The sequence below is a fragment of the Advenella incenata genome, from assembly GCF_004217095.1.
GTDB lineage: Bacteria > Pseudomonadota > Gammaproteobacteria > Burkholderiales > Burkholderiaceae_B > Advenella > Advenella incenata.
This window is the reverse complement of sequence record NZ_SHKO01000001.1, coordinates 794,524-814,786: the sequence shown is the minus strand read 5'-3', so window position 1 is coordinate 814,786 and position 20,263 is coordinate 794,524. Positions and strand designations below refer to the sequence as shown.

Sequence of the window (20,263 nt, the reverse complement as noted above, 5' to 3'; positions counted from 1 at the left end):
CGCGGATATTTCAATTGCAATTGAACAGCGAAGCAGGACCGAATCAGTCCTTCAGGCTGACATCCCTGAAGTAGTAGGAAGCGTCAGGCATCACATGAAAACCATCAAGCTTTTTGCTGCGGGCCGCTACGGTATCGGCCGTATTCAGGAAGATCCAGGGCGCATCCTTATAGATCTGTTCCTGTGCATCTTTGTAGAACTTGGTTTTCGCAGTTTTATCGGTGGTTTTCAAGGCATCGGCCAGATCCTTGTCGACCTGGGCATTCTTATAATAAGAGAAGTTGCCGAAGGTGGGCGGCCATGAATCGCCCGCCAGCAAGGGGCTCAGCGCCCAGTTGGCCTCGCCCGTAGAGGCGGACCAGCCGATGTAATACATGCGCACCTTGGCGTCTTCAGGTTTCTGTACCGATTCAACCCGCTGAACGCGCTGTCCCGCTTCCAGCGCTTCTACGGACACCTTGACACCAACCTGGCGCAGTTGCTGCTGAATGAACTGGATGGCCTTCACCGACGTACCATCGTTATAGGCGCTCCACAGCGTGGTTTCAAATCCCTGCGGGTAACCGGCTTCAGCCAGCAGTTCGCGGGCTTTTTTCGGGTCATAGGGCCAGGGTTTCATTTTTTGCGAAAACTCGACCTTGCCCGGGACCACACCCTCGGCAACGCGCGCGTAACCGTTAAATACAACCTTGTTCAGGGCTTCTTTATTGATCGCATAGTTCATGGCTTCGCGCACTTTCGGATTATCGAAAGGCTTGACCAGATTATTCATGGCGATATAACGCGCAATAATGGACGGCTCTGCAAGCAAATCAAGCTTGTCATTTTTTTTCAGGATGGCCGCCTGCTCATAGGGAATCGGGTAGGTAAACTGAGCCTCGCCGGTCTGCATGACCGCGGCGCGCGTATTGTTGTCGGTCACCACACGGAAATTGATGGAATCGACTTTGGCCAGATGTTCCTTGTCCCAATAACCGTCGAATTTTTTCATTTTCACATTCTGGCCAGGATTCCATTCAGCGAACATGTACTGTCCGGTGCCGGTAGGATGCAGGTTGATATCCTTGCCGTATTTTTTCAGGGCGGTCGGAGAGATCATCATGGCCGAGGGGTGCGTCAGATTGTTGATGAACGCAGAGAACGGTTCTTTGAGCGTGATCTTCACGGTAGCCGGATCAATCACGTCGATTTTTGCAATACCCTTGAACTGGTTGTAGCGACCCAGAGCATTGTCGCGGTTCAATACGCGCTCAAAATTGACCTTGACCGCTTCTGCATTGAAGTCGGTGCCATCATGGAACTTGACGCCCTGGCGCAGCTTGAATGTATACGTGAGCCCGTCTTCACTGACCTCGTAACCGGTAGCCAGCAGCGGATGAATTTTGAAATCCAGATCGAACATGAACAGCCCTTCGTACCAGCCCTTGCCAACGGCCTGCGACTGTGTCGAATTGGTGTTATAGGGATCGAGTGAATCAAAACCGTAAGGAACCGCGACCGTGACATCTTTGGCCGCCAGTGCGGTGTGCGAAAAGGCCAGGCACGCCATCATGGCCGGGGCCAGCAGTGCTCTGCGAAGATAAATAGGCTTCATGAAAATCTCCCTGCGAAGGATAAATGGTTAAACGCCGTTTGACTAAACGAAATAAAAATCAGTAAATACCTATCTGATGACGGGCAACAAAATGATCCGCCCCCACCTGCTCCAATGGCATTACCACCGGCTCATCGCCGACAGCGCGCACCGGGCTGGGAATCTCTCCGGCCATCAGGGTGGCCAGTTTGTGGCGCCGCGCCGGATCAGCGATGGGAACAGCAGCCATGAGTTTTTGCGTATACGGATGCTGGGGGTTTTCGAATATTTCACGACGCGACCCCAGCTCAACCACCTGCCCGAGGTACATCACCGCCACGCGATGACTGATGCGTTCCACCACCGCCATGTCATGTGAAATAAACAAATATGAAATACCAAATTCTTTTTGCAGATCCATCAGCAAGTTGACAATCTGCGCCTGGATCGAGACATCCAGCGCCGATACCGATTCGTCTGCAATCACCACTTTGGGATTGAGCGCCAATGCTCGTGCAATACAGATGCGCTGGCGCTGGCCTCCGGAAAATTCGTGCGGGTAGCGCTGCGCCATCGCCGGCGGCAGGCCGACTTTTTCAAGCAGCCATTCGACACGGGCCAATGCCTCGCGTCCGCTGGCCACGCGATGGATCAGCAGCGGCTCCATAATGGAATAACCCACGGTCTGGCGCGGATCCAGCGAAGCGTACGGATCCTGAAAGATAAACTGGATATCGCGGCGGACTGCCTGCATATCCTGTGTATTGAGCTTGCTGATGTCGCGCCCCTGGAACAGGATCTGTCCCGAGTGCGCTTCGATCAAGCGCAGCAGGGAGCGACCGGTCGTGGACTTGCCGCAACCAGATTCCCCAACAAGGGCCAGTGTTTCTGCCGGATACAGATCGAAACTGACTTTTTCGACCGCATGCACACGCCTGACAACGCGATTGAAAATGCCGCTGGTCACATCGAACCGCGTTACCAGATCCTTGACCTGCAGGATCGGGCCAGCCTGGCGATCCGGCGTCAGCACCACCGGCTCGTGCGGGGTGACAGCTTCATCGGCACCTGCCTGTTGCAGCGACAGCAAGTCAAAATGAGCAGGCAACGACGTACCGTTCATGGAGCCCAGCCGCGGCACGGCCGACAGCAACGCTTTGGTATAGGGATGTTGTGGATTGTGGAATATTGCCTGGGCGCTGTTTTGTTCGACCTTGTTGCCCTTGAACATGACAAGCACGCGATCGGCCACTTCGGCCACCACGCCCATATCGTGCGTAATGAAGATCACGCCCATGTTCATTTCTTTCTGCAGTTCGCGGATCAGTTGCAGAATCTGCGCCTGGATGGTCACATCCAGCGCCGTCGTGGGCTCATCGGCAATCAGCAAAGCCGGTTTACAGGCCAGTGCCATCGCAATCATGACACGCTGGCGCATACCGCCGGATAACTGATGCGGAAACCGCGCCAGTACGGCACGCGCTTCAGGAATACGCACCTGATCGAGCATGCGCAAGGCTTCTGCCATGGCTTGCTGCTGGCTATGCCCCTGATGCAGGCGGATGGATTCTGCAATCTGCTCGCCCACCGAAAACACCGGGTTCAGCGAGGTCATGGGCTCCTGAAAAATCATGGCCATATCGGCTCCGCGAATGGCGCGCAGTTGTGCGCCGGGCAACCGGGCCAGATCCACCACCTGTCCCTGGCGCCGGCGAAAGAACATTTGCCCGTTGACGATGCGACCGCCACCGTGTTCGACCAGGCGCATGAGCGAGAGCGAGGTTACCGATTTTCCCGAGCCCGATTCGCCCACGATGGCCAGTGTTTCACCCTGACCCACCGTAAAGGACAAATCCTGAACCGCCTGCACGGTTCTTTCTGATCCGACAAAACTGACACTCAGATTGCGCACGTCCAGGACGTTGCCCGGTGCGAGTTCTCCGGTGCCATTCATTGGCGCCTTGTCGGCGTTTGCATTAATCACATTTGTATTCACTTACTGTTTTCTCCATACCGCTCACGGTGCCGCGCAGGCATCGGGCTAACGATAAATACCGACAACCGGATCCTGTCCGATGCGCCGGTAACCCCGATACATGCCTTCGGAATTGAACGGCAGCGCCACATTGCCCTGCGCGTCGATGGCAATCAGTCCGCCCACGCCACCGATAGCCGGCAGCTTGTCGAACACCACGTTATCGGCCGCCTGCGCCAGCGTGCGGCCTGCGTATTGCATTTGTGCAGCCACGTCATACGCGGCGACACTGCGAATAAACATTTCACCGGTCCCGGTGCTGGAAACCGCACAACTTTGGTTGCTGGCATAGCACCCGGCGCCAATAATGGGCGAGTCGCCAACCCTGCCGGGCTGCTTGTTAGTCATGCCGCCGGTTGAAGTGGCTGCAGCCAGATTGCCGGCCTGGTCCAGCGCCACCGCGCCGACGGTACCCAGTTTGCTGTCCTCATCCAGCGGCGCGGCCGCATGACCGGGTTGCACCTGCGCCACGGCATCGTGATCCAGTACAAAGCTGGCAGCGCCGGTTGCGCGGACCCGATCAAGTTGCTCGCGGCGCAAGGCAGTGCTGAAATAATCGGGCTCGACCATATCGAGCCCGGCGGCCGCCGCCAGCGCTTCGGCCGGTTTGCCGCAAAAGAAAACGTGCTCGCTGGTTTCCATTACGGCTCTTGCTGCCAGTACTGGATTGCGCACGGTTGAGATCGATGCAACCGAACCGCAGCCAAGCGTGGCGCCGTCCATGATGGCGGCATCCATTTCATGGGTCGCGGCACTGGTAAATACAGAGCCATGGCCGGCATTGAATAATGGGCAATCCTCCAGCAGGCGCACGGCCAGCGTCACGGCATCCAGTGCCGAGCCGCCCTTGTCCAGCAAGGCGCCGCTTTGCGCCAGAATGTCGTTCAATGCCGTCTCGTAAGCCGCTTGCTGTTGCGGTGTAATGGTTTCGCGAGACAGGGCGCCGGCCCCGCCATGAATGGCGATAATGGCAGTTGTCATGCCGAGGTTTCTCCGTGAATAAGCCAGGGGGTGATGGTTTCTGCCACTTCGGTGGCAATTGCAACTGAAAAGGGTGAGCGATAGTCCAGGGCGGCCATCAGCGCGTCGATCAGGGACAGTGCCACCGGGTCGCTATTGGTACCATAGACGCTGTCGCTGGAGGTATACAGAATGCAGTCACAGGCTGGCACGATTGGCGAAGTGGCCTTGTCGGTCAGCCCAAGTACCTTGGCGCCGCGGCCATGCGCTTTTTGCACGATCCTGACCGTGTCGGCCAGATACCGGGGGAAAGTGAGGGCGATGACCAGGTCGTTCTTATCGACCAGCGCCAGCCTGCGAGCCGCATAGGTCACCCCACCAGGGCCGGCCAGGCTGACCACCATATCGTTGTGCGAAAACAGGCGCCGCTCCAGCAGCCCCGACAAATAGCCGCTGGAGCCCAGGCCCAGTATGAAAATTCGGCGGGCGGCCAGAATCATGTCGACCGCCTTGTCACAGGTCTCTGCGCTTAAATTCAGGCGGGTCTTCTCCAGGTTGCGCTGCCCCTCCACCAGAACATTGGCCATGATTTCCTGATTGGTGGCCGGGTACGACTGTTCTTTTTTCAGGCGATTGACCGATTCCAGTACGCCTTCGAAGCCCTTGATAATGTTTTGCCGAAACTGGGCATACCCCGGGTAGCCCAGCGCCCGCGCAAAACGGTTGGCGCTGGCGCTGGACACACCTGCAGCCTGGGCAAACTCGTCGATCGACATGATGGCGACCTTAAACGGATGTTCAAGCACATAGGCGCCAAGCAGCCGCTGGGGTTTGGTCAGCTCTGGCAGCCGTTTGGCCAGCGCCCGTGTAAAATCGGTTTCAATCATGATGACAGAAGGTAAGGAGAGTCCGGATGGAGAAAACAGCACCTATAACGATGTAAGTAAACTTACTATTTTCATCTTTTATGAAAATATAATTACATTTTATGCTGCTTTATACCATTTTTTTCGGCAGTTTTGCTGTGCCAAGCAATATGAACCGCAGTGTGGCCCTGCCGGCCTTGTTCATGAACCCATTTTTCGGCGGGCAAATATGCGCCATCATTTCATCATCATGGTCATATACCGGTCACCGTTGGCCGGTATGGTAAAAACAGAACATAGCGCTGACAAAGGCTTGCCGGCGCCCATACTCCTCTCCCGATAATTTCTAAAGTGTGAAGACGCCATGACCGATTCGATCCTGTTCAGTCCCTTCAACCTGGGCAGCCTGCAGCTTAAAAACCGCATTATTGTTCCCCCCATGTGTCAATATTCCGCCATAGACGGCTGTATGCAACCCTGGCATCTGATGCACCTGGGCTCGCTGGCTGTGTCCGGCGCAGCGCTGGTGTTCATCGAGGCTACAGGCGTCGAACCGGCGGGCCGCATCTCGCCGACAGATGTGGGACTGTGGGACGATGTCACCCAGGAAGCAATCGCGCGCACCCTGCGCGATATCCGCAGCTTTTCCGATACGCCCGTTGCCATTCAACTGGCGCACGCCGGACGCAAGGCCTCATGCCGCCAGCCCTGGTTTGGCGGTGGCCAGCTGTCCCTGGAAGAAGGCGGCTGGCAAACCTATGCCCCGTCGCCCGTGCCTTTTGATCCCAAGGATCGGGCCCCTCAGGAGCTGGACCAGGCCGGGCGCACGCGTATTATCAATGCCTTCGTGCAGGCGGCCCGTCGCAGCATAGACCTGGGTATTGACGCCATCGAGCTGCATGGCGCGCATGGCTATCTGCTGCATGAGTTTCTGTCGCCCCTGTCAAATCAGCGCCAGGACAATTATGGTGGCTCCCTGGAGAACCGCATGCGCTTTGTGCTGGAAGTGTTCCAGGCCGTCTATGCAGAAGTGTCCGGCAAGGTGCCGGTGGGTGTGCGGATTTCAGCCAGTGACTGGGTCGATGGCGGATGGGACGTGCAGCAAAGTATCCGTCTGAGCCAGGCGCTCAAAGAGCGTGGCGCGGCATTCATTCATGTCTCCTCAGGCGGCCTGTCGCAGGCGCAACAGATCAAAAACGAACCGGGCTATCAGTTGCCATTTGCGCAGGCAATCAAAAATGCCGTCGATGTGCCGGTCATTGGCGTCGGCCTGATTACCGACCCCAAAATGGCCGAGTCAGTGGTCGCTTCGGGCCAGGCAGATCTGGTCGGCGTTGCCCGCGGCATGCTTTATGACGCGCGCTGGCCCTGGCATGCCGCGGCCGAACTGGGTGCACAGATTGATGCCTCGCCCCAGTTCTGGCGCAGCCAGCCCTCAAGATTAAAAACACTCTTCACAAACAACATCAGCTAATCTTATTAACCTGTTGTTTTTATGATTAATTTTTTATATTTTTCTTAAAAAACAGGCAAAATGCTTTTCCCGCCGCGACGAAATTGCGATACTGGTACCCAGAGTTTTTTCGCGTCGGGTAAGCTATGCTACGTTTCCATATTTCCATTGCAGCGGTGTTGACAGGCTGTCTGCTGGCAGGCTGCGCAAGCCGTGGCCCGGTGGCCGAGGTACCCGCCTCCTTTTCAACGCCTGCGCTTGACGCTGCCTACCGCGATCCGGTGCTCGAACGGGCGCTGACCCTGACCGGCACACCCTACCGCTACGGTGGCATGACCCCCGACGGAATGGACTGCAGCGGGTTTGTGCGCTACGTATTTCAGGAGTCCGCGGATTTCCGCTTTCCGCATAACACCGCAATGATCGCCAAATTGACCAAGCCGATTTCCCGATCAGAACTCAAAAAAGGCGACTTCGTCTTTTTCAATACCTACAAGCCCTATTCGCATATGGGCATTTATATCGGCAACAACGAATTTGTCCACGCTCCATCCAGCCGCAACAATGGCAAGGTCCGCGTCGATTCACTGGACAGCCGCTATTTCGCCGAACGTTTCCTGGACGCACGAACGGCATTTCAATGATCTGCAGGGCAATGCCGCAGGCTTCGGCATGCGTCCCCATCACACGGGACCGTTTGACAGCGCATACACACAATAACAAAGATGCAGACCGCCACCGTGGGCGATCTGCATCTGTTGGACCGGCCTGATTAATTCGCCCCATTCTGCAGGGCACGCAACCATTGTTACGCCTGGAACTCTTCTTCATGCAGCCATGCTGCGTGTTTGGGCGCACGCCGGGTCTTGCTCCATTCTTCCAGCATATCCCACTTGACCTCATCCAGCTTGCGGTTCATTTCCGGCGTGGCCGTGGGCGCGGCCAGTTCGACACGATGTCCGTTGGGGTCCCGGAAATAAATGGACTTGAACAGAACATGATTGGTAATGCCCACAACTTCAATGCCTTTGGCCTGCAACTTTTCTTTGGTGCGCTCCAGCACCTGCACACTGGGCACTTCGAACGCGATATGCTGAACCCAGTCTGGCGTATTTGCATCAAAGCCCATTTCTGGTGAATTAGGCAGTTCAAAGAACGCCAATATATTGCCCTGGCCGGCGTCAATGAAAACATGCATGTAGGGATCATTGGCCTTGGTCGAAGGCACGCGGTCCTCGGCAATGGCAAGCACGAAATCCATCCCCAGATTTTCCTTGTACCAGAGAACAGTTTCCTTCGCGTCTTTGCAGCGATAGGCTACGTGATGAATTTTTTGAATGTCCATGTCTACCCTTTTTGTCTGATATGCTGAATGAAATATTGCGCTTGAGCAGCGGATCGCAAAAACACAGTCGCCCCAAGCGCCTGCGCGACGCTTTGCAGTGCGAACCGACCATGGGTCATGCGCCCTATGCACAGGCCACGGTGCGCAAGTTCTGGTGCAACGTTTATGATGCAAAGTTTGTGTTTCGCAGGTCATCGATAATGGTAACCAACGTTACTATTAAATAGTATTTGCTTTTCCGCGTCAACTAATAAATTCATCAACCCTTTATTTTTTATGTGGTTTAACCTTATTCTATTTTTTATCCAGCCAAGTAAGGCTATAAAAATAAAGTATCATACGTTACCAAATGAATATTAAACGAGCTTTCCATGATTGATTTGAATGCTTTTTTGCCCTACCAATTTTCGCAGTTGGCCGACGTGGTCAGCCATTCGGTAGCCACGGTTTATGAAAGCCGGTTGGGCATATCGCGCGACGACTGGCGCGTGCTGGTTGCCGTCAATCAGGCACGGCATATGCGTGCGACCGATATCGCACAACACACCGCGCTGGACAAAATGCAGGTGAGCCGGGCCATTGCCCGGCTGGAGAAAAAGGGATTCTTGTCCCGCACCGCCGATACTGACGATAAGCGACAGCAGATTCTGGCGGTGACGCCTGCTGGCCAGGCTGCCTATCGGGAAGTGTCACCATTGATGATGGCGCGCAACGATTACCTGTTACAGGACTTGACACCCGCCGAGCGCGAGGTGCTGCAGCGCTATCTGGACCAGGTGCTGAACCGGGCCCAGCAATTGGTGGCGCGTGGATAGCTTCAATGGATATGTATGCGCCATGCTCCGATAACCGGCGCATGGCCGCAACAACGACACGCCGTGCAAACCACTATTAGCGCGTGTCCTGCTTAACCCCTGACGGGCTGTGCAATGCGTGTTCGCCCTGCTCGTAGACCACGTTGGAGCGACCCACAATCAGCGGGTCAATCTTGCCGATGTGCTTGGAGTCCTTATTGGTGTAATTGAACTGCTGCAGAACATAGCGCATGGCATTAAGCCGCGCACGTTTCTTACAGTTGGACTTGACCACGATCCAGGGTGCGTCGCTGGTGTCAGTATGAAAAAACATCGCCTCCTTGGCGCGGGTATAGTCATCCCATTTGTCCAGAGAGGCCATATCGATGGGAGACAGTTTCCACTGTTTGAGCGGATGGTGACGACGTTCCTTGAACCGGCGTTTCTGTTCATCCTGGCTGACCGAGAACCAGAATTTGATGACACTGATGCCGCTGCGAACCAGATTGCGTTCAAACTCCGGCGCCTGGCGCATGAATTCCATATACTGGGCATCGGTACAGAATCCCATGACCCGCTCAACCCCCGCCCGGTTATACCAGGAGCGGTCAAACATGACGATTTCACCGCTGGTGGGCAAATGCTCCACATAGCGCTGGAAATACCATTGGCCCAGCTCGCGTTCCGTTGGTTTCTGTAGCGCAACCACGCGGGCGGTTCGCGGATTCAGATGTTCCATGAAACGCTTGATGGTACCGCCCTTGCCCGCCGCATCGCGACCTTCAAAAACAATCACAACGCGCTGGCCGGTTTCCTTGACCCAGGACTGCAGCTTGAGCAGTTCAACCTGCAGGTCGTATTTCTGAAACTCGTAATTACGGCGCGACATGAGATATTTATAGGGATACCCGCCATCCTGCCAATTATCCTGCAGCTTGTAGTCTGGATCAGTTTCCGGGTGCCTGAGGTTGTCGGCGCGCAGCTTTTCCTCTCGCAGCAGCTGGAGCAATTCACGACGATCATCAGCCGCCATGCCCTCGAGCAGGAGCTTAGCCCGCTGATTGCGCGCGGCCTTGTCGGTACCGACAAGATCTGCCGTAAAGGCAGCGGCTTCGGCATTGATGTGTGCCCGCTGGCTGTCCATGACCGTATTGTCGCGGGTTTGCTCTGGGGTGCCACCAGACTGGGTATCGCCCGCGGTTACCTCTCGTGCGATGCGATCGGTATTGGCGTGCTGGCCATTGGATTTACTGCCCTGACGGCTCGTTCGATCTGTAGATTTACGGGTAGCCATTTGACATCCTTGTACTGACAAAAGCGCATTGTAAGATTGCGCCTTCAATCAATCATTAACATTAATTCAGAGGAAGACATTATCATATGCGTATGACAACAATACTGTCGACAGAGAGGCTGTATGATTTTTAATACTTTGACCATTGCCGGTGTAGATCCTTCCGGCGGTGCCGGCATTCTTGCCGACGTCAAGACCATGAGTGCCCTGGGCACCTATGCCTGCGCCGTTGTAGCGGCCCTGACCGCCCAGAATACCAAGGGAGTGAGCGGCGTGCAGCCTGTTGCACCCGAATTCGTTCGCCAGCAGATTGATACGCTGTTTGACGATGTTCATATCGATTCGGTAAAAATCGGCATGCTGGGCCAGGAGCCGGTAACCCGCATGGTGGCCGAACGCCTGGCCTACTGGATGCCTGACCACATTGTACTGGATCCGGTCATGGTCGCCAAAAGCGGCGATGTGCTACTGGACAAGCCCGCCATCGCCACGCTGCGTGAAGCACTGATACCGCTGTCGACCGTCATTACGCCAAACCTGCCCGAAGCCGGTGTGCTGCTGGGGGAACGCGAGGCCGATTCCTTAAAGCAAATGTATCGGGTGGCAGAGCGCCTGCGTAAACTGATGGATCATCACCGCACCGTTTGGGTCATGCTCAAGGGCGGCCATTTGCCTGGCAATGACACTGTCGATCTGCTGACCGACGGAGACCGCATGATCGAGCTGCCCGGCAAACGCGTTGACACTGCGAATACTCATGGCACGGGCTGCACGCTGTCTGCCGCCCTGTGTGCGCTGATCCCAGGCACGGGCGATGTGCCGCAGGCAGCCCGGCTGGCCAAAGCTTACATCGAGACCGCCATTGCCCGCTCGGGCGAGCTGAACGTTGGCCACGGGCACGGGCCCGTTCATCATTTTCATGCATTATGGTCGTGAAACCGGAAGCACCGCGCCAGTTGCGGGTAAAATGAACAAGAAATTCCAATCTCAGGACCACGTTTGATACTCTTCCTATGAATGCTCTGACTTCCCTCGCCGAACAAAGCCGTTTCAACATGATCGAACAGCAGATCCGTCCATGGCATGTGCTGGACCAGGATGTGCTGGACGCGCTGTCTGCGATTCCGCGTGAACGGTTTGTACCCATCCGCTATCAGAATATGGCCTATTCCGATATCGAAATCCCGTTGGAGGTTGAAGGCATCAACAGCTGTGAAACCATGCTGGCGCCGAAAATAGAGGCCCGGCTGGCCCAGGAATTGCGTCTGACGCCAACTGACGGCGTGCTGGAAATCGGCACTGGCTCGGGTTATCAGGCAGCGATAGTCAGTCGCCTGTGCAGCACCGTTGTCAGCGTCGAAATCGATCGCCATATTGCGGCTTTTGGCAAGGCCAATCTGGAACGCGAACAGATCGGCAACGTGAAAGTGGAAATTGGCGATGGACGCGCAGGCTGGGGTACTGGCGAGTACAGCGCCATCCTGCTGACCGGGTCCATTCCAAACATTCCCGACTCACTGAAGTACCAACTGACCATCGGTGGCCGGCTGGTCGCCATTGTGGGACAGGCGCCGGTTATGACGGCATTGCGCATTACGCGGGTCAGCGCCGCTGCATTCGAAACCGAATCGCTGTTTGACACATACGCCAAGCCATTGCGCGGCACCACTGTATCTCATTTCAAATTCTGATTCGTCTATACCGCGACTGACCACACCCGGTTGCAACCCAACACCAAAAGACCGTTACAGCGACTGCATTGAGCAGTACACCTGAACGGTCTTTTCGCTTTCAGTGCCTTTGCATGGCGTCGCTGCGATCAAGCAAAGCGCCATTGCCGCGCGCTACAGATCAATGCAACTCGGAATGCCTATCCGGCACGCCGATTTAGCGACGTGCCGCAGCGCCACCCCTTTAGGGCATATTGCGCAGTAATATCTTCACTGCCTGCTTCGCCGACGAAACAGGCGAAACCGCGCCATCCAGGTAGGATTCCGTCGCCAAACCATCGAGCATCAGCAATAGTTGGTCTGCAAGTTCATCACGAGCAAGACGTGCCTGTTCAAGCTGGTCGAAAATAAACGCACGCAGTTCACGTTTGTAAGACCGCACAATGTCATATATCTCTCCCGAGGACTCTTCAGCCTGAAGGCTGGCGTGAATCATCGGGCAGCCTCGGCCACCTTCTTTCACTGCGCCAATCTGATCGAACAATGAAAGTATTTTTTCTTCTTCGGTACGCTTTTGCGCCACCACTTCAGCCAGATTTTGCATTATTTGTTCGGCAAGTTTGCGATAAACCTCAGCGATCAAAGCCTCTTTGGAAGGAAAATTGTTGTATAGCGTCATCCGGGCGACCCCTGCAGCGGCAGTCACTTCGTTTACGCCGACGTTAGCCGCACCCCGATCTATAAACAGACGTGTCGCAGTGGACAACACCTGCGCTCGTCCTGCACCCTTGCGATTGTGACGTTCATTCATTTTCCGACCTCATATTGACACTTCCATCAAGCATATATATTATAGACCAGTCTATCTAATTAACAAAGAGATAATGAATATGCCAGATATAAAATTTTGGTACGGCCCAGGCTCCTGCTCACTCGTACCACACGTTTTACTTCATGAATCCGGTCTGCCCTTCACGGCAATAGAGGTCTCGATATCAAAGCTGGAGACGAGAACCGACGCCTTTTCACGCATCAACCCCAAGCAAAGGGTGCCCGTGATCTCTCTGGATGAGAGCGTTATCACTGAAGTACCGGCAATAGCAACCGCCATCTCTCAGCTGGTTCCTGAACTGGGCCTGATGGGTAAAACGTCTATTGAACAGGTCCGCGTTATGGAATGGATGTGCTGGCTGTCCGGAGAATTGCATGGTCAATGCTTTGGCGGCTTATTCCGCCCTGAGCGGTTTATTGATGATCCGAACCAGTTTGACGCGGTTCAAAGAAAAGCCAGAAACAGGATCATCGATTGCTTTAAAGCGATTGACAGCAAACTTTCAGGCCCCTTCGCGGTTGGCAATGGACTAACCGCAGTCGACCCTTACCTTCTGGTGTTTTATCGATGGGGAAGCCGCAATAGTTTCGATATGTCAGAGCAGTACCCGAAATTTACTGCTTATATTCAGACAATCGTAGCGTACCCCGCTATCGTGAGCGCAATGGCTGAAGACGGTTCTATTCTTTAATATGAGAGAAGAGGCCTCGCGCTGCACAAGATTGCGACGCAGGACCCAGGATTTGCGGGCGTTATCCAGACATCGCAGCGTCTGCCACAACCCGACAGTTACCGGGAGGGCGTTCCTCGGATGGTATTGACCAGGGCTGTGGTAGAGCGTTGGAAACGAAACGGAATGGCAACCGCGCGTCCGCCCCAGCTTTGCACCAGCCCGGTTTCCCTGAGCGTAGCCATATCGTAATCGCCCCCTTTGACGATCACATCCGGCCGCAATTGCTCAATCAGCTCGTAAGGGGTGTCTTCATCAAAGACGGTCGCTGCAGAAACACTGGCCAGCGCGGCCAGCATTGCCTGGCGATCCTGCTGCCCATTGAGGGGGCGATCAGGCGCCTTGCCCAGCCGCCGCACCGAATCATCGGTGTTAACTGCAACCACCAGGCTGGCGCCAAGCTGCGCAGCTTCATCCAGGTAGCTCACATGGCCACGATGCAGGATATCGAATACGCCATTGGTAAACACCAGCGGCCGGGGCAATGTGCCATTGCAAACCGCATCAATACACTGCTGGCGGGTCAGAATCTTGTTTTCGAAACGTATGCTCATTACTGCCACTCCAGCAACGTGGCCACCAGCCACAGTATCAGCCCGGCCTGCAGCGTGAGAATCAGCGTCATGACAATAAAGATACGCTCGCTGCGACGATGGCTTTTCCCCAGCTGGGACAATTCCTTGCGAATGGCCGGCAAACTATCCTGGCGCGCCAGCTGGGTATGCACCAGCCTTGGAATTTCCGGCAACAGATGCGACCACTGCGAAGCTTCCTTGCGCACCTGGGCAATAAAAGCGCGCGGGCCGATGCGATCCCACATCCAGCGCTCCAGAAACGGCTTGGCCGTTTGCCACAAGTCCAGATCGGGATCAAGCTGGCGGCCCATCCCTTCCACGTTCAACAGGGTTTTCTGCAGAAGGACAAGTTGCGGCTGGATTTCGACATTGAAGCGACGCGAAGTCTGGAACAGGCGCAACAGCACCTGACCCAGGGAAATTTCGGACAACTTGCGATCAAAGTACGGCTCGCACACCGACCGCACAGCCGCCTCAAGCTCTTCTTCGCGAGTATTGGCCGGCACCCAGCCCGATTCGATATGCAGTTGCGCTACACGACGATAATCCCGGCGGAAAAACGCCAGAAAATTCTGCGACAGGTAATTCTTGTCGAATTCGGAAAGCGATCCGACAATGCCAAAATCAAGCGCGATATAGCGCCCCAGCGTGTCGGGCTGCAGCGAGACAAAAATATTGCCCGGATGCATATCGGCATGAAAAAAACCGTCTTCAAACACCTGGGTAAAGAAAATTTCCACACCGTTACGGGCCAGTTTCTTGATATCGACACCCGCCGCTTCCAGCTTGTCGATCTGGCTGACCGGCACGCCATGCATGCGCTCCATCGTCATGACCGTCTTGCTGGTAAATTCCCAGATCACTTCAGGCACCATTAGCAAATTGGCGCGCTTCGGATTGGATTCGAAATTGCGACGCAACTGGCTGCAGTTGGCCGCCTCAACCTGCAGATCGAGTTCATCATGCAAATATTTATCGAACTCGCTGACCACTTCCCGGGGCCGCAGGCGGCGCCCATCTGGCAACAGGCGTTCGACAAAACCGGCAAACAGATTCATGAGCGAGAGGTCCCGCTCAATGACTGCCAGCATGCCGGGACGCAGCACCTTGACCGCCACTTCACGACCATCATGCAGTACGGCAAAATGCACCTGGGCTACAGAGGCCGAAGCCACCGGCTCGGTTTCAAACAACGCAAACAGTTCGGACGGATGCTTGCCAAACGCCTTCTGAATGCTTTCCATCGCCTGTTCAGACGGAAACGGTGGTACACGATCCTGCAACGCCGACAACTCATCAGCAATATCCAGGGGGATAAGATCACGTCTGGTGGACAGGACCTGGCCGAACTTGATGAAGATCGGCCCCAGCGATTCGAGCGCAAGCCGCAAGCGCTCTCCGCGCGGTTGATCAAAACTGCGGCCCAGCCGCACCACTTTGAGCAGGGAACTGGCAATGGGATGCTTGAGCCCGCTGAGCACCAGCTCATCCAGGCCATAACGCAGGCAAACCAGCAATATGCGCAACAGGCGCAAGGTAGACAGAATCATCGTCCGCTCCTGCGTTGACGCGCATCAAGCGCCCTGAGCCGGGCATCGAGCTGATCCAGCTGTACGGTAGCCGCGCGCAGGGTGTGTTCCCAAGATTGCAGCGCCGGCTTGCCCAATACCATGCCTGCCTCTTCAGACACATATTCGCTCACGTTTTCAGACAGGCGGCCAGCCACGGTGGTGGTGGTCGCAATCGCACGATGCAGCAGCAAATGAAGTTGTTTTGACAACAGGCCGCCGGTAAAGCGGGCCAATTCGTGTTCGGAATCCCAGCGCAGGTCGCGTGCCAGCTCCGAGACCAGTTGCGCCAGGCCGGCGTCGCCTTCCAGATGCAGCAGCGAGGCCAGCTGTGCAGGATCGTGCCGGTTGCGCAAGGCCCCGGGCACATCGCCCAGCCGGCTTTCGGGAATGGACAAGGTGACATCGGCGACCACGGCGGGATCGGCGCGCGCCACGCTGCCATCGTGTCCAAGCGTAAACCGAAGCACAAGACGGCTGATGCGGATGCATACGGTTTTGCCGGCATGCGCGGCAATTCGCGTCTTTGCCCAGGGTTCGCGATCCAGCAGCAGGTTCAGGGCGCGCACAATAGGCATGTTTGGATCAGGTAAGGCGGAGAGCAACATAAAAATCCGGTAGACCACGCAAGATTCTGAATCCGATAGTGTACTCTTTTCGTGCAGAATCCGACCCGTTTTACGCTTGCGGGCACTGTCGCGCCTGCATCACAGCAGCGCCTGCGGTCAAATCCCAAGGCGCTGCTGTGAGCGCTCAGCTATGGCAGTCGGGCACTTCCTGATCCAGGTAGACGTCAAAGGCCACATCGGTCGCCCACTTTTTACTGAATGCGGTCCATTGCCCTGCCCTGTCCCATTGTTGCATCCGGGCCTGCAGCCATTGCGCTTCATGCGCTTTATCGGCCGGCACCAGCCAGGTCAGTGTACGGGGGGCATCGGCCAGCTCAAGCGTGGCGGAAAATTTTTTCCATTCCGGATAATGCATCAAGGGTTGCCAGACTGTCTGGTCAATCAGCCCCAGATCACATTTGCCTTCGCGTACCGCAACCAGCGCGTCCGAAGGCACGGCAAAAGGCAGCAACGTTGCTCCCGCGCGCGTTGCTTGCTCAGCCGCGTGCTCTGCGGTACGGGCGATGCACACGGTGCGCCCCGTTAAATCGGCCGGCGAGCGGATTTGCGTATCGCTGCGGATGACCGCCTTGGGGTACGTAAGATAGCTGGTAGGAACAGGCGTCACACCAGGCCAGTTGGCTGCATCTGCCGGCAGGCTGTAAAGCGCCAGATCGACGCTGCCTTCTGCCAGGGCCTTGGCTGCCTGGTCGGGAACAAGCTGGACCAGTTGGGCCGGCAGATTCAGGGCCGCGGCAAGCGCCTTGACGGCCGGTGTATCAAGCCGGTCTTCGGTCCTGACCTTGGCGCCCGGTGCTGCGGCAGGCGTGACATGAATCACCGCCACGCGCAGCGAGCCCCGGGATGCCGCCTGGGGAAACAGGTCTGCACTGCCGCTAGCAATAGAAGCGGTGGTAGCAGTGAAAGGGGTAGTGGCAGCGGCAGGCATCAATGCCCCGGCACAGGCTAACAATAGCATTGCTCGCAGGACAGATCGGATGGGCAGCAGGGTCATGATGCATCTTCCCGTCCCGCTTAGGCAGCGGGACTTGCAGGATAGGGTATTGCGTGACTCAAACGTATTGGTAACGCAGCAGGCGGTGCTTGATACGCTCCAGGACCAGTTGATCAATAAGCGCGGCCAGAATGGCAATGACCAGAATATTAGCCATCACACCTGTCATATCACCGGTATCGCCAGAAAAACTCAGCGAACGGCCAAGGCCCTTGCCGAAGTCCACCAGCATTTCTACAGAGATCAGCGCGCGCCATGCATTGCCAAAGGCCAGTTGCGCGCCGGTAATCAGCTCGGGCATGACCGCAGGCAGATAGACCCGTCTTACCAGGCCCCAGCGACTGGCTCCCATGACGCGAGCCGCAGAAATATGCACCTTGTGCACCGATTCGGTGGCGTTCATGACGCTGAGCGCAGCCGGGAAAAACGCAGCCAGCGCCACCACGACGATCATGGGCTTGTTGCCAAACCCCCAGACGATCAGAAACAGCGGCACCCAGGCAATGCTGGGCAACGACTGCAGAATCACAATCACATTGCGCAGCACCTCGCGAAAGAAATTCAGACTGGCCGCCAGCAGGCCGAAGGCGATGCCACAGATCAGCGCGATGCCGTAACCCGAGCCAAGACGTGCCAGCGAACCTGCCAGGCCACTATAGAACTCACCGCTACGAATGCTTTCGGATAGGCGCTCGAGCACCGGCAGAATACCGGGCATGAGAAAGTCTGGCAGTGTCAGTGCGACCAGTTGCCAGACCAGAAGAATGAAAGCGATGGCCAGCACCACCGCCAGCGGCTTTTTGAAGCCGCCGATCCGGGTGTTATTGCTCACAGTTTACGTGCCTTCTGCCATTCAAGATCCAGCACCGTGTTAACCTCAAATGGCTTGCCATCCTTGGTTTTCAGGGAACCGTCACGCTCCATGATGCGAGCCAGTTCAGTCATCCGCTCAATATCCTTGTCCGTTACAGTAGGCGTAAATTCCTGGGTCTTGATTGCGTCTTCGATCACAATCTCGCGCGCCAGCTCACCCTGCTTGAGTGTCTTTAAGGTGGGTTCGGCGATAAAGTAACTGGCGATCAGCTTTGAGGCCTGGGCCGGTTGCTTTTCAAGCAGCTCGATTGCCTGTTGCTGGGCATCCAGCGCCTTCCAGATATCGTCCTTGCGGGCATCCAGCACTTTGCCGGACGTAATGACGACCATGCAGGGGAAAGGCCAGCTTTGGCCGACTTCATAGATCTGTTTGACCGGTGCAACCAGTTGTGCAATCCGGTCATACGGCTCGAAAAGGAAAGCAGCATTCACTCGATTGCCCACCAGCGACTGCACGGCGACCGCGGGGCTCACGCCCATGACGCTGACACCATCCTCAGCCAGACCGGCTTGCTTGAAGACCACGCCGCGCAAAACAGTGTCGGCGGTACTGCCCTGGCTTTGCGAAGCCAGCGTTTTACCCTTAAGGTCGGCTACAGTGTTGATACCGGCATCATCACGCACGACCAGCGAATGGTAGCCGCGCTGCGCACCGGCCACCACCTTCAGGTCTGCGCCACGAGAAGCCCAGGAGATGGCGTTGGTAAAGCCAAGTACGCCCATATCGACCTGGCCGCCAACAATGGCTTTAATCAGATCGGTGCCAGACTTGAATTCCATCAGATCGACGTCCAGACCCTGTTTTTTGTAGAATTCACCTTCGTGCGCGACGATAGCCTGCGCATCATCCATCACGCGCAGATAACCTACCTTGAGCTTGTCGGCCGCCATGGCCGCACCAGACAGCAACAGCGAAGCCACCAACGGCAATGCGGCCCATTTACGAATATTCATCTCTGACTCTCTCTAAAAATTTGAATGGTTTTTGTTATTGACTCACATGCTGCCCGCGAGCGGGCCGCCTTGCAGTCTGTCTGAATTGGAGTACTAAAACCGGTGTTCCGTATCCGCGCCTGTACCGTATCAGATACACAAACGACTTCAGCGCTGAAAAAGGATCCGCATCGGCGCCTGCAGCGCCACGCTCAGGCAGCCATTTCGATCGGCTTGGCATCCGGTTTGGTTTCATGCTTGACTGCAATACCCAGCAAGCTGAGAATTTCTCGTTTTTCCGCTGCCAGGTCCGACAGATCGTGCGAACGTTCACGGTGGCTCAGATTGAATTCCTTAAGTACCGTGGCCGGCCTTGCGCTGAACACCATGACCCGATCGGCCAGGAACAGGGCTTCATCCACATCATGCGTTACCAGCAGCACGGTCGGCCTGGCCTGCTCTACCAGATCAAGCAACACATCCTGAAGACTGAGCCGGGTCAGCGCATCCAGCGCGCCGAAGGGCTCATCCAGCAAAAGCACTTCAGGCTCGGCAATGAATGCACGGGCCAGCGCTGCGCGCTGACGCATTCCTCCTGACACCTGATGCGGATAATATTGCTCAAAACCATCCAGGCCCACGCGTTGCAACCATGTCGCAGCGCGCTCGTACGCCTGCTTGCGGGCCACTTGCTGGAACTCCAATGCCATGGCAACGTTCTGCTTGAGGGTTAGCCACGGATATAGCGCATGCTCCTGGAATACCAGTGTGCGACTGGGATCCGGCTTGGTCACAGGTTTCGAATCGGTATCGATATTGCCCGATGTGGTGCTCTCCAGGCCGGCAGCCATGTGCAACAGCGTGGATTTTCCTGAACCGGAAGGCCCTACCAGGGCAACAATCTCGCCCGAGCGAAAGTCGGCGCTGAAGTTCTCAACAACCGAAAGCGAACCGAACTGCTTATAAACATTGTTGAAGCTAAGATTCACGGTATTTTCCCTATACGATCTGACACTATAACCAAATCTTCTTAAGAGAAAAAATAATTAGTATTTATTTTTATATAACTATTAGTTATTAACAATAAGCGGCAGTCATAAGGCCCGGCGAGCCACAAACAACAAGGCGCGATCACGAAA

Annotated in this window: 21 protein-coding genes; 7 read left to right on the top strand and 14 right to left on the bottom strand. The window is 55.8% G+C overall.

Going from position 1 to position 20,263, the window contains the following annotated elements:
* Positions 1 to 43: 43 nt before the first annotated feature.
* From gsiB to EV681_RS03735, 4 genes are all read right to left on the bottom strand, one after another.
* Positions 44 to 1,594, bottom strand: coding sequence for a glutathione ABC transporter substrate-binding protein GsiB (gene gsiB / locus EV681_RS03750; protein WP_130303306.1), 1,551 nt, complete (start codon positions 1,592 to 1,594; stop codon positions 44 to 46).
* Between the two features lie 58 nt (positions 1,595 to 1,652).
* Complete coding sequence (locus EV681_RS03745; RefSeq protein WP_130304009.1) at positions 1,653 to 3,527, bottom strand: dipeptide ABC transporter ATP-binding protein; 1,875 nt, start codon at positions 3,525 to 3,527, stop codon at positions 1,653 to 1,655.
* An 87-nt stretch (positions 3,528 to 3,614) separates the two neighbouring features.
* On the bottom strand, positions 3,615 to 4,589 hold the full coding sequence (locus tag EV681_RS03740) for an isoaspartyl peptidase/L-asparaginase family protein (protein ID WP_130303305.1): 975 nt from the start codon (positions 4,587 to 4,589) through the stop codon (positions 3,615 to 3,617).
* Complete coding sequence (locus EV681_RS03735) at positions 4,586 to 5,455, bottom strand: MurR/RpiR family transcriptional regulator (protein WP_128396003.1); 870 nt, start codon at positions 5,453 to 5,455, stop codon at positions 4,586 to 4,588. Before EV681_RS03735 ends, EV681_RS03740 begins: the two co-directional genes overlap by 4 nt.
* Between EV681_RS03735 and EV681_RS03730 the strand changes: the two genes are divergently transcribed.
* The 3 genes from EV681_RS03730 to EV681_RS03720 all read left to right on the top strand — a co-directional run bounded on the left by EV681_RS03730 (position 5,454) and on the right by EV681_RS03720 (position 7,531).
* The gene (locus EV681_RS03730; protein ID WP_130303304.1) at positions 5,454 to 5,777 is read left to right on the top strand and encodes a hypothetical protein; all 324 of its coding nucleotides are present in this window, start codon (positions 5,454 to 5,456) and stop codon (positions 5,775 to 5,777) included. The two genes, EV681_RS03735 and EV681_RS03730, sit on opposite strands and share 2 nt — an antisense overlap.
* Positions 5,778 to 5,798: 21 nt before the next feature.
* A complete protein-coding gene (locus EV681_RS03725; RefSeq protein WP_130303303.1) occupies positions 5,799 to 6,908 on the top strand; it encodes an NADH:flavin oxidoreductase/NADH oxidase in 1,110 nt (369 codons plus the stop codon).
* A gap of 125 nt (positions 6,909 to 7,033) precedes the next feature.
* Positions 7,034 to 7,531, top strand: coding sequence for a C40 family peptidase (locus EV681_RS03720; RefSeq protein WP_130303302.1), 498 nt, complete (start codon positions 7,034 to 7,036; stop codon positions 7,529 to 7,531).
* A 164-nt stretch (positions 7,532 to 7,695) separates the two neighbouring features.
* Here the strand turns inward: EV681_RS03720 and EV681_RS03715 are convergent, their stop codons facing one another.
* Positions 7,696 to 8,232, bottom strand: a complete 537-nt coding sequence (locus tag EV681_RS03715; protein WP_130303301.1) for a VOC family protein — start codon at positions 8,230 to 8,232, stop codon at positions 7,696 to 7,698.
* A 371-nt stretch (positions 8,233 to 8,603) separates the two neighbouring features.
* On the opposite strand from EV681_RS03715, the gene EV681_RS03710 reads away from it, so the two are divergent.
* Positions 8,604 to 9,047: a MarR family winged helix-turn-helix transcriptional regulator gene (locus tag EV681_RS03710; protein ID WP_128395998.1), complete on the top strand. Its 444-nt coding sequence runs from the start codon at positions 8,604 to 8,606 to the stop codon at positions 9,045 to 9,047.
* Between the two features lie 76 nt (positions 9,048 to 9,123).
* On the opposite strand, the gene ppk2 is transcribed toward EV681_RS03710, so the two are convergent.
* A complete protein-coding gene (gene ppk2 / locus EV681_RS03705; protein WP_128395997.1) occupies positions 9,124 to 10,320 on the bottom strand; it encodes a polyphosphate kinase 2 in 1,197 nt (398 codons plus the stop codon).
* Positions 10,321 to 10,443: 123 nt separating this feature from the next.
* Between ppk2 and thiD the strand changes: the two genes are divergently transcribed.
* Together thiD and EV681_RS03695 are read left to right on the top strand one after the other, a co-directional pair.
* Positions 10,444 to 11,256, top strand: a complete 813-nt coding sequence (gene thiD, locus EV681_RS03700) for a bifunctional hydroxymethylpyrimidine kinase/phosphomethylpyrimidine kinase (protein ID WP_014749415.1) — start codon at positions 10,444 to 10,446, stop codon at positions 11,254 to 11,256.
* Positions 11,257 to 11,333: 77 nt separating this feature from the next.
* A complete protein-coding gene (locus tag EV681_RS03695; RefSeq protein WP_014749414.1) occupies positions 11,334 to 12,011 on the top strand; it encodes a protein-L-isoaspartate O-methyltransferase family protein in 678 nt (225 codons plus the stop codon).
* A 223-nt stretch (positions 12,012 to 12,234) separates the two neighbouring features.
* Here EV681_RS03695 and EV681_RS03690 read toward each other — a convergent pair whose 3' ends face one another.
* The gene (locus tag EV681_RS03690; RefSeq protein ID WP_130303300.1) at positions 12,235 to 12,801 is read right to left on the bottom strand and encodes a TetR/AcrR family transcriptional regulator; all 567 of its coding nucleotides are present in this window, start codon (positions 12,799 to 12,801) and stop codon (positions 12,235 to 12,237) included.
* A 79-nt stretch (positions 12,802 to 12,880) separates the two neighbouring features.
* Here EV681_RS03690 and EV681_RS03685 point away from each other — a divergent pair, with 79 nt between their 5' ends.
* Entirely contained in the window at positions 12,881 to 13,513 is a 633-nt protein-coding gene (locus EV681_RS03685; protein WP_165392931.1) for a glutathione S-transferase family protein, read from the top strand.
* Between the two features lie 98 nt (positions 13,514 to 13,611).
* On the opposite strand, the gene EV681_RS03680 is transcribed toward EV681_RS03685, so the two are convergent.
* The 7 genes from EV681_RS03680 to EV681_RS03650 form a co-directional block, all read right to left on the bottom strand.
* Positions 13,612 to 14,106: an adenylyltransferase/cytidyltransferase family protein gene (locus tag EV681_RS03680; RefSeq protein WP_130303299.1), complete on the bottom strand. Its 495-nt coding sequence runs from the start codon at positions 14,104 to 14,106 to the stop codon at positions 13,612 to 13,614.
* Positions 14,106 to 15,677, bottom strand: coding sequence for a ubiquinone biosynthesis regulatory protein kinase UbiB (ubiB, locus tag EV681_RS03675; protein WP_207227001.1), 1,572 nt, complete (start codon positions 15,675 to 15,677; stop codon positions 14,106 to 14,108). Before ubiB ends, EV681_RS03680 begins: the two co-directional genes overlap by 1 nt.
* Positions 15,674 to 16,303: a ubiquinone biosynthesis accessory factor UbiJ gene (locus tag EV681_RS03670; protein ID WP_128395993.1), complete on the bottom strand. Its 630-nt coding sequence runs from the start codon at positions 16,301 to 16,303 to the stop codon at positions 15,674 to 15,676. Before EV681_RS03670 ends, ubiB begins: the two co-directional genes overlap by 4 nt.
* Positions 16,304 to 16,448: 145 nt before the next feature.
* Positions 16,449 to 17,318, bottom strand: coding sequence for a type 2 periplasmic-binding domain-containing protein (locus tag EV681_RS03665; RefSeq protein ID WP_242612127.1), 870 nt, complete (start codon positions 17,316 to 17,318; stop codon positions 16,449 to 16,451).
* 58 nt (positions 17,319 to 17,376) lie between these two features.
* Positions 17,377 to 18,150 (bottom strand): ABC transporter permease, encoded by a 774-nt coding sequence (locus EV681_RS03660; protein WP_128395992.1) that lies wholly within the window; start codon positions 18,148 to 18,150, stop codon positions 17,377 to 17,379.
* Positions 18,147 to 19,145 carry an ABC transporter substrate-binding protein gene (locus tag EV681_RS03655; RefSeq protein WP_130303298.1) on the bottom strand — a complete coding sequence of 333 codons (999 nt, stop codon included), beginning with the start codon at positions 19,143 to 19,145 and terminating at the stop codon, positions 18,147 to 18,149. The genes EV681_RS03660 and EV681_RS03655 overlap by 4 nt, the downstream gene beginning before the upstream one ends.
* A gap of 191 nt (positions 19,146 to 19,336) precedes the next feature.
* Complete coding sequence (locus EV681_RS03650) at positions 19,337 to 20,113, bottom strand: ABC transporter ATP-binding protein (protein WP_128395990.1); 777 nt, start codon at positions 20,111 to 20,113, stop codon at positions 19,337 to 19,339.
* Positions 20,114 to 20,263 lie beyond the last annotated feature (150 nt).